At 61.0% G+C, this 15,110-nt stretch carries 12 protein-coding genes; 7 read left to right on the forward strand and 5 right to left on the reverse strand.

The annotated features are described in order from the left end of the window. Window positions 1-331: 331 nt before the first annotated feature. The gene (locus BM229_RS03835) at window positions 332-2,062 is read left to right on the forward strand and encodes an extracellular solute-binding protein (protein WP_093927202.1); all 1,731 of its coding nucleotides are present in this window, start codon (window positions 332-334) and stop codon (window positions 2,060-2,062) included. On the opposite strand, the gene BM229_RS03840 is transcribed toward BM229_RS03835, so the two are convergent. Then, on the reverse strand, window positions 2,051-2,674 hold the full coding sequence (locus tag BM229_RS03840; protein ID WP_093927201.1) for a helix-turn-helix domain-containing protein: 624 nt from the start codon (window positions 2,672-2,674) through the stop codon (window positions 2,051-2,053). The genes BM229_RS03835 and BM229_RS03840 overlap by 12 nt on opposite strands. A 102-nt stretch (window positions 2,675-2,776) precedes the next feature. On the opposite strand from BM229_RS03840, the gene BM229_RS03845 reads away from it, so the two are divergent. Further along, complete coding sequence (locus BM229_RS03845; protein WP_093926345.1) at window positions 2,777-3,421, forward strand: DsbA family oxidoreductase; 645 nt, start codon at window positions 2,777-2,779, stop codon at window positions 3,419-3,421. A gap of 146 nt (window positions 3,422-3,567) precedes the next feature. Next, window positions 3,568-4,773 carry a multidrug effflux MFS transporter gene (locus BM229_RS03850; RefSeq protein ID WP_093927203.1) on the forward strand — a complete coding sequence of 402 codons (1,206 nt, stop codon included), beginning with the start codon at window positions 3,568-3,570 and terminating at the stop codon, window positions 4,771-4,773. Between the two features lie 17 nt (window positions 4,774-4,790). Here the strand turns inward: BM229_RS03850 and mfd are convergent, their stop codons facing one another. Beyond that, entirely contained in the window at window positions 4,791-8,261 is a 3,471-nt protein-coding gene (gene mfd, locus BM229_RS03855; RefSeq protein ID WP_093926346.1) for a transcription-repair coupling factor, read from the reverse strand. Between the two features lie 31 nt (window positions 8,262-8,292). Then, window positions 8,293-8,820, reverse strand: a complete 528-nt coding sequence (locus BM229_RS03860) for a component of SufBCD complex (RefSeq protein WP_093927204.1) — start codon at window positions 8,818-8,820, stop codon at window positions 8,293-8,295. A 119-nt stretch (window positions 8,821-8,939) separates the two neighbouring features. On the opposite strand from BM229_RS03860, the gene hemB reads away from it, so the two are divergent. Together hemB and BM229_RS03870 are read left to right on the forward strand one after the other, a co-directional pair. Beyond that, window positions 8,940-9,944, forward strand: coding sequence for a porphobilinogen synthase (gene hemB, locus BM229_RS03865; protein ID WP_093926347.1), 1,005 nt, complete (start codon window positions 8,940-8,942; stop codon window positions 9,942-9,944). A gap of 124 nt (window positions 9,945-10,068) precedes the next feature. Continuing rightward, window positions 10,069-10,635: a lipid-binding SYLF domain-containing protein gene (locus BM229_RS03870; protein ID WP_093927205.1), complete on the forward strand. Its 567-nt coding sequence runs from the start codon at window positions 10,069-10,071 to the stop codon at window positions 10,633-10,635. A 76-nt stretch (window positions 10,636-10,711) separates the two neighbouring features. Here BM229_RS03870 and BM229_RS03875 read toward each other — a convergent pair whose 3' ends face one another. Next, window positions 10,712-11,584, reverse strand: coding sequence for an NAD(P)-dependent oxidoreductase (locus BM229_RS03875; RefSeq protein WP_093926348.1), 873 nt, complete (start codon window positions 11,582-11,584; stop codon window positions 10,712-10,714). A gap of 96 nt (window positions 11,585-11,680) precedes the next feature. Between BM229_RS03875 and BM229_RS03880 the strand changes: the two genes are divergently transcribed. Both BM229_RS03880 and BM229_RS03885 read left to right on the forward strand, forming a co-directional pair. Further along, window positions 11,681-14,149, forward strand: a complete 2,469-nt coding sequence (locus tag BM229_RS03880; protein WP_093926349.1) for a penicillin acylase family protein — start codon at window positions 11,681-11,683, stop codon at window positions 14,147-14,149. After that, entirely contained in the window at window positions 14,146-14,712 is a 567-nt protein-coding gene (locus BM229_RS03885; RefSeq protein WP_093926350.1) for a pseudouridine synthase, read from the forward strand. Before BM229_RS03880 ends, BM229_RS03885 begins: the two co-directional genes overlap by 4 nt. Here the strand turns inward: BM229_RS03885 and BM229_RS03890 are convergent. Beyond that, the gene (locus tag BM229_RS03890) at window positions 14,709-15,110 is read right to left on the reverse strand and encodes a DUF2177 family protein (RefSeq protein ID WP_093926351.1); all 402 of its coding nucleotides are present in this window, start codon (window positions 15,108-15,110) and stop codon (window positions 14,709-14,711) included. The genes BM229_RS03885 and BM229_RS03890 overlap by 4 nt on opposite strands.

The following is a 15,110-nucleotide window of genomic DNA, read 5'->3' on the forward strand; positions in this document are numbered from 1 at the left end:
GCGAAACCGCCAAGGGAGGAAACTGGCGAGCGATAGGCCAAAAAAAACGCCCGCACGAGGCGGGCGTAAGTTATTGAGGCAGGTTTCATACAGGCAAGAAACCTATCGAGCAGTGACCTCTGTATACGCCTACTACGGTCACAATCCAAGCTAAAAGTTTGATAAGGCGGGAATCCGCGGGTATGGATTAACTCCAATAAAATAAGGGCAGATCGTGATTGTTTCAAAAATGAGCTGGGATTTTTTCTCGACAGGACGGGGCGTTGCGGCGCTTTCTTCACTGATTCTGCTCTCTGGCGCGGCTGGGGCGGCCCCTCAACATGGAATCGCCATGTACGGTGAGCCTGAACTGCCTGCCGATTTTGCCGCCCTGCCTTATGTAAATCCCGAGGCACCGAAGGGGGGCGAGATCGTTTTGGGCAATACCGGGGGATTCGACAGCCTTAACCCCTTCGTGCGCAAGGGCACCGCGCCTTGGCAGTTGCCGCATTTCACCCATGAGACCTTGATGGGCCGCTCATGGGACGAACCTTTCGCTCTTTATGGCTTGCTGGCTGAAAGCATTGAGGTGCCAGACGACCGTTCATGGGTAGAGTTCACCCTGCGTGAGGAGGCACGGTTTTCCGATGGCAGCCCGGTCACCGTCGAAGATGTGATCTTCTCGTTCGACCTTCTGGGCAGCGAGGGCCACCCGCGCTACCACGGGCTGCGCCAACAGATCGAAAGCATCGAACAAACCGGCCCGCGCAGCCTGCGGATGACCTTTGACAGCGACAACCGTGAGCTTGCCTTGCTGGCTGGGATGCGCCCCATTCTCAGCAAAGCGCAATGGGAAGGTCAGGACTTCGCCAATGCCTCTTTGAACGAAATCCCTTTAGGAACTGGCCCTTACGTCATAACCGACTATCAAGCGGGCCGCCACGTGACGCTGACGCGCAATCCTGACTACTGGGGGGCCGAGGTGCCCTTCCGCCGCGGCACGCATAATTACGATGAGGTCAGAATCGACTTCTACGGCGATGCCAATGTGTTGTTCGAGGCGTTCAAGGCGGGCCAAATCTCCGCCGTGCGTGAATTCAATGCCGAGACTTGGGCCACGCAATATGACTTCCCGGCGATCAGCCGGGGCGAGGTCGTGAAATCCAGTTTTCCGCATAGCAAACCCTCGGGCATGACTGGCTTTGTCATGAATTCACGCCGCGCGCCGTTTGACGATTGGCGGGTGCGCGACGCGCTGATCTCCGCCTTCAACTTCGAGTATATTAACGAAACGCTGACCGGCGGCGCCCTGCCCCGGATCACCTCATATTTCTCCAACTCCGACCTTGCCATGCGCGATGGACCGGCGACAGGCCGCGTCTTCGATTTGCTGGCTGACTACGCCGACACCCTGCCGCCGGGCACGGTGGACGGCTATACGCTGCCCGTGGCCGACGGCTCTGCCCGCAACCGATCAGGCATTCGCGCGGCGATGCAGCAACTCAGCGCTGCGGGTTATGAAGCTGAGGGCGGCGTCATGCGCCGCGCGGATGGCACGCCGCTGACATTCACCATTCTTCTGTCCAAAGGCAGCCGTGAAAATCTAGCGATTGCAGAGCTTTACACGCAGGCGCTAAAGCGGCTTGGAATCACGGCGCAGATTGAAACAGTTGATGATGCGCAGTTCGTGGCGCGGCAGAACGAATATGACTTCGACATGACCTTCTTCCGCCGCGCCCTATCGCTCAGCCCCGGCACGGAGCAGCGTTTCTATTGGGGGTCAGAGGCCGCTGATCTGCCCGGCACGCGCAACCTCATGGGCGTGCGCTCTCCGGCGGTGGATGCGATGATTGACCGAATGTTGCAGGCCCGCGAAACGGCGGATTTCGTCGCCGCCACCCGTGCGCTGGACCGTATCCTCACCGCTGGGCGCTATGTCATTCCCTTCTGGCAGTTCGACGAGGGGCTGATCGCCCATGACGCGCGCATGGCATACCCTGACACGATCCCGCTTTACGGCGACGGGCCGAACTTCATGCCCGAGGTTTGGTGGTGGCAACCGGCAGAGGGTTCAGACCAGTGAGGTTACCCAAAGGATCGTCGCATCCTCATCGCTGAGCGAGACGACATTGTGCCCCATGGTGGCGTCGTAATAGGCGCTGTCACCGCGGCGCATGTCGACAGGCTCGTAGAACTCGGTAAAGAGCCGCACCATGCCGGTCAGCACATAGAGGAATTCCTCCCCGTCGTGGCGCACCCAGCCGTCGAATTCCTCCATCCGCCGCGCGCGGATGCGGGCGCGGTAGGGCAGCATTTGTTTCTTACGCAGGGCATCGGCTAAAAGAACATGTTCATAGGTGCCAGTCGCCTTGGCCGCGCCCTCTTCGGCGCGGGTCACGGCCATGCGGCCAGTGATCTTTTCCCCCGCAGGCGGGGTGAACAACTGCGGCACCGTGATCTCCAACCCCACGGCGAGCTTTTTCAGCGCGTCATAGGTGGGCGACATCAGCCCGTTCTCGATCTTGCTAAGCGTGGAGCGCGCCAGCCCGGCCTGCCGCGCCGCCTGCTCCAACGTCCAATTGCGTGCCTTGCGCAGCTCACGCACCCGTGCGCCAAGATCAACCGGCGGCGCAGTCTCGCTCGCGCCGCTTTCGCGGGCGATCTGGATCATGGAACGGTGCGGCGTCTCTGTCATGGACCTGCTATAGCCGCGCCCAAAGGCGCTTGCAACGCTGCCCGCTTGCGATACCGGCCGCACCCCGCTATGTCCATTGCGCAGCAATAGATGGGGCGCACCATGGCCGAAGCGATCAAACTCGATATCATGTCAGACCCGATCTGCCCGTGGTGCTATATCGGTAAGGCGCATCTGGACCGCGCGTTGCAGGACCATCCCAATCATCCTTTCGCCATCGAATGGCATCCGTTCCAGCTGAACCCCGAGATGCCGCGCGAAGGGATGGACCGCCGTGCGTATCTCGAAGGCAAATTCGGCGGCAAAGAAGGCGCGGTGAAAGCCTATGCGCCGGTCGTGGAACACGCTGAAAAAGCCGGGCTGAACATCAACTTCGAAGCCATGCAACGCACGCCGAACACGTTGGATGCCCACCGCCTGATCCATTGGGCCGGGATCGAAGGTCGCCAAACCGCCGCTGTCGCCGCGTTGTTCAAAGCCTATTTCGTTGACGCCCGCGACATCGGCGATGCCGAAGTGCTGGCCGACATCGCCGACAGCATCGAAATGGACGCCGCCGTGGTCACCCGGCTGCTAAAGTCCGATGTCGACACCCAAGACATCCGCGACCGCGATGCCCATAGCCGCAAGATGGGGGTGAACTCGGTCCCCACTTTCATCATCGCCAATGCCCATGCCGTACCCGGTGCTCAGCCGCCCGAGCTATGGGCGCAGGTCATTGCCGACCTTACAAAGCAACAGGGCTAAACAAGCGCGCAATCATTGCGAAGTTAAGCGTTCTCGACTATCGAGAACGCAACCAAAAGTTATTCCCTGAAGCTCCCCCGCGTTGACCTGTCCGCGAGGGTCAACCGCCGGAGCGCCGCGTGACCACTGAAAACCCAAAATTCGCCATGGGCCGGATCGAATTCATCGGCCTTATCGCGATGATGTTCGCCACGATCGCTTTTTCCATCGACGCGATGCTGCCCGCCCTGCCAGAGATCGCCGCAGAACTCTCTCCAGAGCTCGCTCATCGCGCACCGCTGATCTTGACGGCCTTTGTACTGGGCATGGGGCTTGGCACTTTCTTTAGCGGGCCATTGTCCGACGCCTTTGGCCGCCGCAACGTGGTCTTTGGCGGTGCGGCACTCTATTCGCTGTCGGCCTTTGTAGCATGGATGAGCAACTCGCTCGAAGTCATGCTGGTGGCGCGGGTGTTCCAAGGGCTCGGTGCATCTGGCCCCCGCGTGGTAGCTGTGGCGATCATCCGCGACCTTTACGAGGGACGTGAGATGGCCCGGATCATGTCGGTTGTAATGATGGTATTTGCGCTCGTGCCTGCCCTTGCACCGATGCTGGGCGCGGGGATCATCTTTGCCGCAGGTTGGCGCGCGATCTTTATCGCCTTCATGGCATTCTCAATCATTTCTGTGATCTGGATGGGGCTGCGCCTGCCCGAAACCCTGCCGCGGGAAAACCGCCGTCCGCTGCGGGTGAGGCTGATGATGAGCGCCGTGCGCGAATTGTTGACCCACCCTACGGTGCGTTTGTCGATCCTCGTGCAATCGCTGGCCTTGGCGATGCTGTTTTCGATGCTGATGCTGGTGCAACCAATCTATGACAGCGTCTATGGGCGCGGCGATAGCTTTCCGCTGTGGTTCGGTGGCATCGCCGTCGTGGCCGCCAGCGCCAGCCTGATCAACGCGCTGCTGGTCGTGCGCTATGGCATGCGGCGGCTTGTGACCATCGCACTGGGCGCGCAGATCATCCTGTCGGGGGTCATGTATTTTGCAAATCTCGGGGCCCTGCCCGACCCTTACGGCTTTGCCGCCTTTGTCTTTTTCCAAACCTGCTTGTTTTTCCAGGCGGGCCTGACGCTGGGCAACCTGAACGCCATCGCGATGGAGCCGATGGGCCATATCGCGGGTATGGCGGCCTCCATCGTGGGGGCAATTTCCACGGTGCTGGCCGCCCTCATTGCCTCCCCCGTGGGGCTGATGTTTGACGGGACGACCAAGCCGCTGGCGTTGGCGATGCTGTTTATGGCAATCGTCGCTTATGCGCTGATGCTCTACATGGGGCGGGTGGAAAATCGGCAGCCGGCAGCGGCGGAATAACCGCCGCCCCATCGGGTTTAGCCCTTGGCTTTTGCCTTCTTCGCAAGCTTTTCCTTGGCGATCACATGTTCGGCAAGGTCACGCGCGATGGCAAAGGCACCTTTGATCTTATCGGCATCCGATTTCCAATCGCGGCGCACGACGATCTTGTTGTCCTTGACCTTGGCAAGCCCACGCTGGTCCTGAATAAATTGCACCAGCCCTTCGGGTGAAGCGAATTTGTCATTGTGGAACTGGATCGTCGCCCCTTTGGGCCCGCCGTCAAGCTTTGCAATCCCGGCGCGTTTGCACATCGCCTTGATCCGCACGACGAGCATCAGCGTGTTGACCTCTTTCGGCAGCTTGCCGAAACGGTCGATCAACTCGGCGGCAAAACCTTCAAGTTCCACCTTGGTCGACAATTCGCTAAGGCGGCGGTAGAGGCCCAAACGCACATCCAGATCAGGCACATAATCTTCGGGGATCAGCACCGGCACGCCAAGGTTGATCTGCGGCGCCCATTGCTCGTCGGCCTCACTGAGGCCCTCCATCTCGCCCGCTTTGATCTTGGCAATCGCCTCTTCCAGCATCGATTGGTAAAGCTCGAACCCCACATCGCGCATCTGGCCGGATTGCTCTTCGCCCAGCAGGTTGCCTGCCCCACGAATATCAAGGTCTTGGCTGGCCAATGTGAAGCCCGCGCCAAGCGTATCAAGACTGCCCAGGACCCGCAGGCGTTTCTGCGCGGTATCCGTCAGTTTTGCGCGCGGCTTGGTGGTGAGATACGCATAGGCGCGGGTCTTCGAGCGGCCCACGCGGCCCCTGATCTGGTATAGCTGTGCGAGGCCAAACATGTCGGCCCGGTGCACGATCATCGTGTTGGCAGTGGGAATATCGAGGCCGGATTCAACAATCGTCGTTGCTAGAAGAATGTCGAACTTGCCATCGTAAAAGGCGTTCATCCGATCATCCAACTCGCCCGGTGCCATCTGCCCATGGGCGACCACATAGGAAAGTTCGGGCAGTTGGGCCTGCAAGAAATCCTCTATCTCGCGCAGATCGCTCAGGCGGGGCACCACATAGAAACTCTGCCCGCCCCGGTAATGCTCGCGCAGCAGCGCCTCGCGGATCGTCACCGCGTCAAACTCGCTGACGTAGGTGCGGATCGAAAGGCGGTCGACGGGCGGTGTGCCGATTACCGACAGATCACGCACCCCGGTCAGGGACAATTGCAGCGTGCGCGGGATCGGCGTGGCCGTCAGTGTCAGCACATGGATATCGGTCCGCAGTGATTTCAGCCGTTCCTTGTGGGTCACGCCGAAATGTTGCTCTTCGTCGATCACCAGCAGGCCGAGGTCTTTGAACCGGATGCCCTTGGCCAGTAGAGCATGCGTACCGATGACAATATCGACCGTGCCCTTGGCCATCCCATCGCGCGTCGCCGCGGCCTCTTTGGCCGAGACGAAGCGGCTCAGTTGGCGCACTTCTATCGGGAAACCGCGAAAACGTTCCGCAAAGCTTTTGTAGTGCTGCCGCGCCAACAGCGTTGTCGGCGCGATCACCGCGACCTGAACACCCGACATCGCCGCAACAAAAGCCGCCCGCATGGCGACTTCGGTCTTACCAAAGCCGACATCGCCGCAAACCAGACGGTCCATCGGATTTCCAGAGGTCAGATCATCCACCACGTCGCCAATGGCGCGCAGCTGATCGTCGGTCTCTGTATAAGGGAACCGGGCCGAGAATGCGTCCCACATGCCGGGCGGCGGATCGAGCACCGGCGCTTTGCGCAGCGCGCGTTCGGCAGCGATACGGATCAGCTTATCTGCCATCTCGCGGATGCGCTCTTTGAGCTTGGCTTTCTTAGACTGCCACGCGCCACCGCCGAGCTTATCCAGCAGACCTTCGTCGTGGCCATAACGCGACAGCAGTTCGATATTCTCAACGGGCAGATAAAGCTTTGATTGCTCGGCATATTCCAGAACGAGGCATTCATGCGCAGCACCGGCGGCGGTCACCACCTCCATCCCGTGATAGCGCCCGATGCCGTGGTCCACATGAACCACCAGATCGCCGGGGCTGAGGCTTTGCGCCTCGGTCAGGAAATTCTCGGCCCGGCGCTTGCGTTTCGGCGCACGGATCAATCGGTCGCCCAGCACGTCCTGCTCGGAAATCACCGTCATCCCCGGCGCTTCAAAGCCGTGCTCCAACGCCCAAACGGCCAGATGCAGCCCGCGTTTACCGATCCGCGTGGCATCAGTGACCGGGATCGCTTCGGCCAACCCTTCGTCTTCTATCAGCCCCGTCAGGCGTTCGCGTGCGCCTTCGGAATAGCTGGCGACCAGCACCGGCCCCACTTCAAGATTTGCTTTAATATGCGCAGCCAAAGCACCGAAAAGGCTGACCGATTCCTGCTGACGTTCGGGCGAAAAGTTGCGCCCGATCCGCGCACCTGCGTCCAACACGCCCGGCCCAGTGGGCTGCGGCAACGGGTTGAACTGGATTACCCGTTTCCCAATCAACGCCTCGTTCCAAGCGTCGTCGGTTAGATATAGTCCTTCGGGCGGCGCGGGTTTATAAACGCTGTCCATTTTGGAGCGCGTTTTCATCGCCAGTTGACGCGTCTCATATTGGTCGGCAATCGTATCCCACCGCGCGAGGCGCATGGGCGTCAGTTGATCGTCCAGCGTTATCGTGGCCTTCGGCAGATATGCAAAGAGCGTTTCGAGATTGTCGTGGAAAAACGACAACCAATGTTCCGCGCCTTGATGTTTGCGGCCCGCACTGATCGCCTCATAAAGTGGATCATCGGTGCCCGCCGCGCCGAACTCAATGCGGTAGTTCTGCCGGAAACGGGTAATCGCCGCCTCGTCGAGAATGACCTCGCTGACCGGGGCCAGCTCCACCAGATCAAGCTTTTCCGTGGTGCGCTGCGTCGCCGGGTCAAACCGCCGCGCGCCGTCCAGCACATCCCCAAAGAGATCGAGCCGCACCGGGCCAAGATCGCCTGGCGGGTAGATGTCGATGATCCCGCCCCGCACCGCGTAATCGCCCGGCTCCATCACCGTCGGGCTTTGCACGAATCCCATACGCACCAAAAATTCGCGCAACGCTTTTTCGTCAATCCGGCTGCCGACACGTGCCGCGAAGGCGGCATCGCGCAGGGTGTCCCGCGCGGGGATGCGTTGGCTGGCTGCGTTCAGCGTGGTCAGCAAAACAAACTGATCCGGCATCCCATGCACCAGCGCCGCCAAGGTCGCCATGCGCTGCGCAGAGATATCCGCATTGGGCGACACACGGTCATAGGGCAGGCAATCCCAGCTTGGGAAGGTGAACACCGGCATATCAGGCGCATAAAAGCGCAGCGCGGCCTGCATCGCGGCCATACGCTTGTCATCGCGCGCCACATGGGCCACCGGCTGGCCGCCCTTAGCGATTTCATCAAGGATGGCGCGGGCATCAAAGCCTTCGGGAACGCCGGAGAGGGTGATATTGCGCGGATCGTTCATCGGGTCTCAATTGGGCCTGCGGCGTGGCCTGTCAACCCGCGAGCGGGCCAAGGTTTAGATTTTGATACATTCCCCAAAGCGCGGTCACAAAGATCGCGACCATGCCGATGATCTGGGTATAGAGGCGGTGACGCATCAGACGTCGCTGCAACACGTCGCCGCTGGACCCTTCCATGCGTATCAGCCGCGCGGTCGACAAGCTCAGCAGCCCAACCAAAGACATGGGAAAACCCAGCAGAAGCAAGGCCTGCGCAAATTCGATGTCATAGACAAAGCCCAAAAGGACCAAGGTGGTCAGCACAAAGAACCCCAGCCCCAGCATCCAAAGCCCTGAAACTTGGGAGATATAGAGCAAACGGTTCACATTGATCCGCACCATGTCTTCAAGGTCGGCCTGCGCCTCGCCCCCATAACGTCGGGCGCGCAGCACCATGTCAAAGGGCACGCCCAGCACCCAATGACTTGCGGTCGACCACATCACCGCCAGAGCGATCCAGAACCAAAGGTTCGAGAAAGAGCGCATGTCGATCATTTCGAAAAGGGTCTGATACCAGTCCAAGGCGTGCTCGTCCGAAATTAAAGTTCGCATCTCTTAGCTGTCCGGCGCGGCGATTCATAGGGTTGAGACGTTCAAAAATACATGGCAAGCCCCTGCCAAGCCATTCTGAGGTAATTTTGATGCAACCCGTCCACGCCCCCTTCCCCGCCACGCGCCTGCGCCGCACCCGCGCCAACGCCGGTATCCGCGCGTTGGTGCGCGAGAATGACCTGCAACTGGGCGATCTGATCTGGCCGGTTTTCGTGCGCGAAGGCGACGGCGTGGAAGAGCCGATCCCCTCCATGCCCGGGGTCATGCGCCGCTCGGTCGACAAGCTGGTCGCGGCGGTGCGCGAGGCGGCGGAACTGGGCATCGGCACGGTCTGCGTCTTTCCCTATACCGGCCCCGAAGACAGGACCGAAGACTGCGCCCGCGCATGGGATCCGCAAAACGCCACCAACCGCGCCATCACGGCGATCAAAGAGGCGGTGCCGCAGATGGTGGTGATGACCGATGTGGCGCTGGACACCTATAACATCAACGGCCACGACGGTTTTGTCGAAGACGGCATCATCGTGAATGACCGCACGGTTGAGGCGCTGGTCAAGATGGCCTTGGCGCAAGCCGAAGCGGGGGCGGATATCATCGGACCGTCGGATATGATGGATGGTCGCATCGGCGCGATCCGCGACGCTCTTGAGGCCGCCGGGCATCACGATGTGATGATCCTGAGCTATGCTGCCAAATACGCCAGCGCCTTTTACGGCCCGTTCCGCGATGCCGTGGGTGCCTCCTCGGCACTCACAGGCGATAAGAAAACCTATCAGATGGATCCCGCCAACAGCGACGAAGCGCTCCGCCTAGTGGCACGCGACCTCTCGGAAGGCGCGGATATGGTCATGGTCAAACCCGGCATGCCTTATCTGGACATATGCCGCCGTGTGAAAGACGCCTTTGGCGCACCGACCTTCGCCTATCAGGTCTCGGGCGAATACAGCATGATCCGGGGCGCGGCTGACCAAGGGTGGATCGACGGCGAACGCGCAATGATGGAGAGCCTTCTGGCCTTCAAACGCGCGGGCTGTGATGGGGTGCTGACCTACTTTGCCCCCGATGTTGCCCGGCTATTGGCCAAAAGCGCGTGACCTAAGGGCGTAAATCTGCGCAAAGGGACCAATCAACATGACAAAGCGCGTGATTATGCGTAATCTCCGCTCAAGTCGGGAAAACCGGCAGCAGGCAAACGATCTTAATATACAGGCAGATAACATGAGCAATCGAACATACAATCGGCGCATTGTGACCTTGGGCGCCCTTTCGGCGCTTGGCGTGACGGCGGCATGCGGCAATGGCGTGGGCGGGCGTGGCAGCGCCATGATCGACGCGCGCGTCGACGCAACACTGGCCGAAATGTACCGCGGCTATCCCAACACACGACAGCTGGCCGAAAAGGCCAATGGCATGCTGGTCATGCCGCTGGTCACCGAAGCGGGCCTAGGCTTTGGCGGTGCCTACGGGCGCGGCGCGCTGCGCGTCAACGACGTGACAGTGGACTACTATTCGGTGACCAAAGCTTCGGGCGGTTTGCAGATCGGCGCCCAGCAATATGCGCATGTGCTGTTCTTTATGACCGAGCCTGCTTTGCGCGAATTCCGCAGCTCGCCGGGTTGGGCCGCTGGCGCCGGTTTGGAATATGTGATTTCCGATAAGGGCGACAGCGTAAGCGCCGATACCACAACCGTCATGGCCCCAGTGCTGGCGGCGGTCTTTGGCCGCGCGGGCCTGCGCCTTGGCGCCACGCTGGAAGGTACGAAATACACGCGGATCATTCCCTAACGCAGGGTCGACCGATGGTCTTTGAAGGGCAGCGCCAGTTTTACCCGGCGCTGCCCTTTCTCTTTTGCCGTTTGGCTTAGCCCATAGCGCGCAGGCGTTTGATCAGGCTTGACGTATCCCAACGCCCCCCGCCTTGCTTTTGCACGTCTTTATAGAACTGATCGACGAGTGCCGTGACCGGAAGGCTCGCCCCCGTCTCATCCGCCGTGTCCAGACAGATACCCAGATCCTTGCGCATCCAATCCACCGCGAAACCGTGATTGAACTCATCGTCCAGCATGGTCTCATAGCGGTTCGCCATCTGCCATGACCCAGCGGCACCTTGGCTGATGACCTCAACCACCGCGCGGCCATCGAGGCCCGCTTTCTCGGCGAAATGCAGTGCCTCAGAGAGGCCCTGCACCAGCCCGGCGATGGCGATCTGGTTGCACATCTTGGTCATCTGTCCCGCGCCGCTGTCACCAATGCGGCGGCAAATCTTGGAATAGACCTCCATGATCGGCAGCGCCCGGTCAAAGGCGCCCTCATCTCCGCCACACATGATCGACAATTGGCCGTTTTCCGCTCCTGCCTGACCGCCCGAAATCGGCGCGTCGACAAAGCTCACCTGCGCGTCATCGGCAGCGGCATAAAGTTCGCGCGTGACCGCCGCTGAAACGGTCGTGTGATCGACAAAGATCGCCCCCGCCGTCATGCCGCCAAAGGCCCCGTCCTCTCCCAGACAGACCGAGCGCAGGTCATCGTCATTGCCAACGCAGGCAATCACGAAATCCGCATCCTTTGCCGCCGCGTGCGGGGTCTTGGCCATGGCGCCGCCATAGGTTTTCACCCAGTCTTCGGCCTTGGCTTCGGTGCGGTTATAGACGGTCACTTCGTGGCCGGCTTTTTGCAGATGCCCCGCCATCGGAGCCCCCATGACCCCCAGTCCCAAAAACGCGAGCTTTGCCATGTGCTTTTCCTTATCATTCAGTTGCGTTATTCCCTGTCACAACACCTACCACCCTGCGCGCTCCGGTCAATCTGCGCGCCAGCTGAGGATCTCCCGATGGCATTGATGTTTCGCTGGCTTATCCGATTGGCGGTGTTTCTGGTCACGTTGAGCGTCGTAGTTTTGCTGCTGGTCTATTGGTTCGCCGCGCGGTCCCTACCCGACTATGACGATACGGTTGAGGTGCGCGGCGTCACTGCCCCTGTGGAGGTCGTGCGCGACAATGCCAATGTGCCGCATATTTTTGGTGAGACGGACGCGGATGTGTTTTTCGGCCTCGGTTTTGCCCACGCCCAAGACCGCCTCTGGCAGTTGATCACCCTGCGTCGCACCGCGCAGGGGCGGCTGTCTGAGGTTTTCGGCACCGCCACCGTGACCACCGACAAACTGATGCGCCGCTATGATATCTATCGGCTCGCCGTGGCCTCTGCGGATAAGCTTGACCCCGAAACTAAATCAGCGCTTGAAGCCTATTCAGCCGGGATCAACGCCCGCCTAGATCAGATCAACACCGAAGCCTTGGGCCGTGGCGCGCCCGAGATGTGGCTGTTCAATGCGCCCATGGCCCCGTGGCGGCCTGCGGATTCACTGGCGATCACCAAATTGATGGGCCTGCAAATGTCGGGCCATCTGGAGGCCGAAGTGCTGCGCGCACGGGTGTCATTGGAGTTAAGCGACCAAGATCGCCTGCGCGATATCCTGCCCGACGCGCCGGGCAGCGGGGTCGCCGCCCTGCCTGAATATGCCGCCCTCTTCCCCGAGGTAACGACGCGCCACGCCGCAGCGGCCCCGATGGACAGTCACCCGCTGTCGCCATTCAAGCGGCAGGCTTTCGCCGGGGCTTCCAACGCTTGGGCCGCCGCGCCCACGCGCTCTGCTGCGGGCGGCACGCTTTTGGCCAATGATCCGCACTTGGGGTTCACCGCCCCGGCGATCTGGTATCTGGCCCGGCTGGAGCTTGAGACCGGCGGCGTGATCGGCGGCACGATACCCGGCATGCCCGTGGTGCTAACGGGCCGCAGTGCCGATCTGGGCTGGGGGCTGACCACCGCCTATGTCGACGACCAAGACGTCTATATCGAAGAGCTGAACCCTGACAATACCGAAGAATACCGCACCCCCGACGGGTTCAAGAAATTCCGCAAACGCTCATCCATCATCAACATCGCCGATGCTGACCCCATCACCGTTACCCTGCGTTGGACCGACAATGGCCCGGTGCTGCCCGGCAGCCACTACAACCTTGGCAGCATAACGCCGCCGGGGCATGTGGCCTCTGTCGCTGCGACCCTCTTTACCGAAGAAGACACCTCGCTTGCCGCCGCGATGAAGGTGATGCGCGCGAAATCGGTGCAGCAGGCGATCAATGCCGCGACCGATTATGTGGCCCCGGCGCAAAACCTCACACTGGTGGACCGTGACACCATCGCCATGAAAACCATCGGCGCCATGCCGCGCCGCGATGCCAATCACCAAAGCGAAGGGCGCATGCCCAGCCCCGGCTGGATCGCTGCGAACCGTTGGGACGGCATGTTGCCCTATACCGCGAACCCTGAATTCATCGCCCCCGCAGGCGGCATCCTTGGCAATACCAACAACAAAACCGTCGACCGCCCCTTTCCCAACCATGTCTCTTTCGTCTGGGGCGACACGCAGCGGGTGCAACGCTGGCAACGCTTGATGCAGAACCGCGAGGTTCATACCCGCGACAGTTTCATCGAAGCGCAGCTTGATACGGTCAGCCCCACGGCCCGCGCGCTCTTGCCGCTGATCGGGGCTGAGTTGTGGTTCACCGGAGAGGCCGCCCCCGATGGCACGCCGGAGCGCCAGCGCCAGCGCGCGCTCGACCTGCTCGCGGGCTGGTCGGGTGAGATGAACGAACACCTGCCCGAGCCGCTGATCTATGCCGCATGGATCCGCGCCCTACAGGACCGTCTGATCCGCGATGAACTGGGGCCACTGGCCGAAGAATTCACTCACGTTCAGCCGCTCTTTATCGAACGCGCTTTCCGCGATGTGCAAGGCGCCGCGAAATGGTGCGACGTGCGCCAATCCGCCCCGGTAGAGACTTGCCATGACATGGCGCGACTGGCACTGGACGACGCCCTGCTCTGGATCAAAGAGACTTGGGGCACGCAGTTGGAATCCCTCCGCTGGGGCGATGCGCATCAGGCGACCCATGATCACCCCGTCTTGGGCGACGTGCCGCTCCTGCGCTACTTTGTGAACATCCGCCAGTCGACCTCGGGCGGGGACAATACCCTGCAACGGGGGCTGACCCGCGGCACCGGCAAAGACCCGTTTTATAATGTGCACGGCGCAGGCTACCGTGGAGTTTATGATTTCGCCGATCCCGACAGTTCGGTCTTTGTCACCTCTACCGGTCAATCGGGGCATTTCCTGTCGCGCCATTACGACGACATGGCGCAACTCTGGCGGCGCGGTGAATATATCCCGATGTCGCTGGATGCCGAACTGGCCCGCGCCGCCGCTGTGGGTGTGACACGATTGGAGCCTGCCAAATGACCGCCCGTGTGATCCTGCTGAACAAACCCTACGGCGTGCTGTCGCAATTCACCGACAAGGGCACCGAGGGCAGCACCCGCCCGACCCTCTCGGCCTATGTCGATGAAAAGGGGTTTTATCCCGCCGGGCGGCTTGATCGCGACAGCGAAGGCTTATTGGTGCTGACCGATCACGGCCCGCTACAGGCCCGCATCGCGCATCCTAAGTACAAACGGCCCAAGACCTATCTGGTGCAGGTCGAAGGCACGCCGGATGCCGCAGCGCTCGACGCGCTGCGCAAGGGTGTCGAACTGAAAGACGGCCTAACGAAACCCGCCCAAGTGGACCAGATCGACGCGCCCGATCCCCTCTGGCCGCGCGACCCGCCCGTGCGTTTTCGCAAGACGGTGCCGGACGCTTGGTTGCGCATCACCATCCGCGAGGGGCGCAACCGGCAAGTGCGGCGCATGACGGCTCATGTCGGCCTGCCCACGCTGCGGCTGATCCGCGCCAGCGTGGGCGATTGGGAACTGGCCGGGCTGCAACCGGGCGCTTGGCGCTGGTCGACCGAGAATGGCCGCTAGGTCAACGCGCGGGTGATCGCCACGCCTGCGGTTGCCGCCGTGCCGGTCAGAACCGACCCCCAAGCGAAGTCCCGCGCCACCAGGGCCCATGTCCAATCCTTAAGCGTCGCCAGATTGGTGAACTCATAGGTGCCATAGCCCATCGCGCCGATCAGCAGCGCATTGCCAAAGACCCAGAGCAGCGAATGATCCCCTGTCATCGCAGGCCAAGACACGAACCACAGCACCACCGCCACGAAGAAGGCGTAGAAGATCAGCGCCGGGGCGACGCGGAATTCATCCAATAGCCAGTCTCCGATATCACGCTCAAACACAGGTTTGATGAGATAGGTCAGCCCAAGGTAGTCCAGCCCGAGGAAGATCACGGCGGTTGAGACATAAAGGATGATCAGGGTCAT

Source organism: Sulfitobacter dubius (assembly GCF_900113435.1).
Classification (GTDB): Bacteria; Pseudomonadota; Alphaproteobacteria; order Rhodobacterales; family Rhodobacteraceae; genus Sulfitobacter; species Sulfitobacter dubius.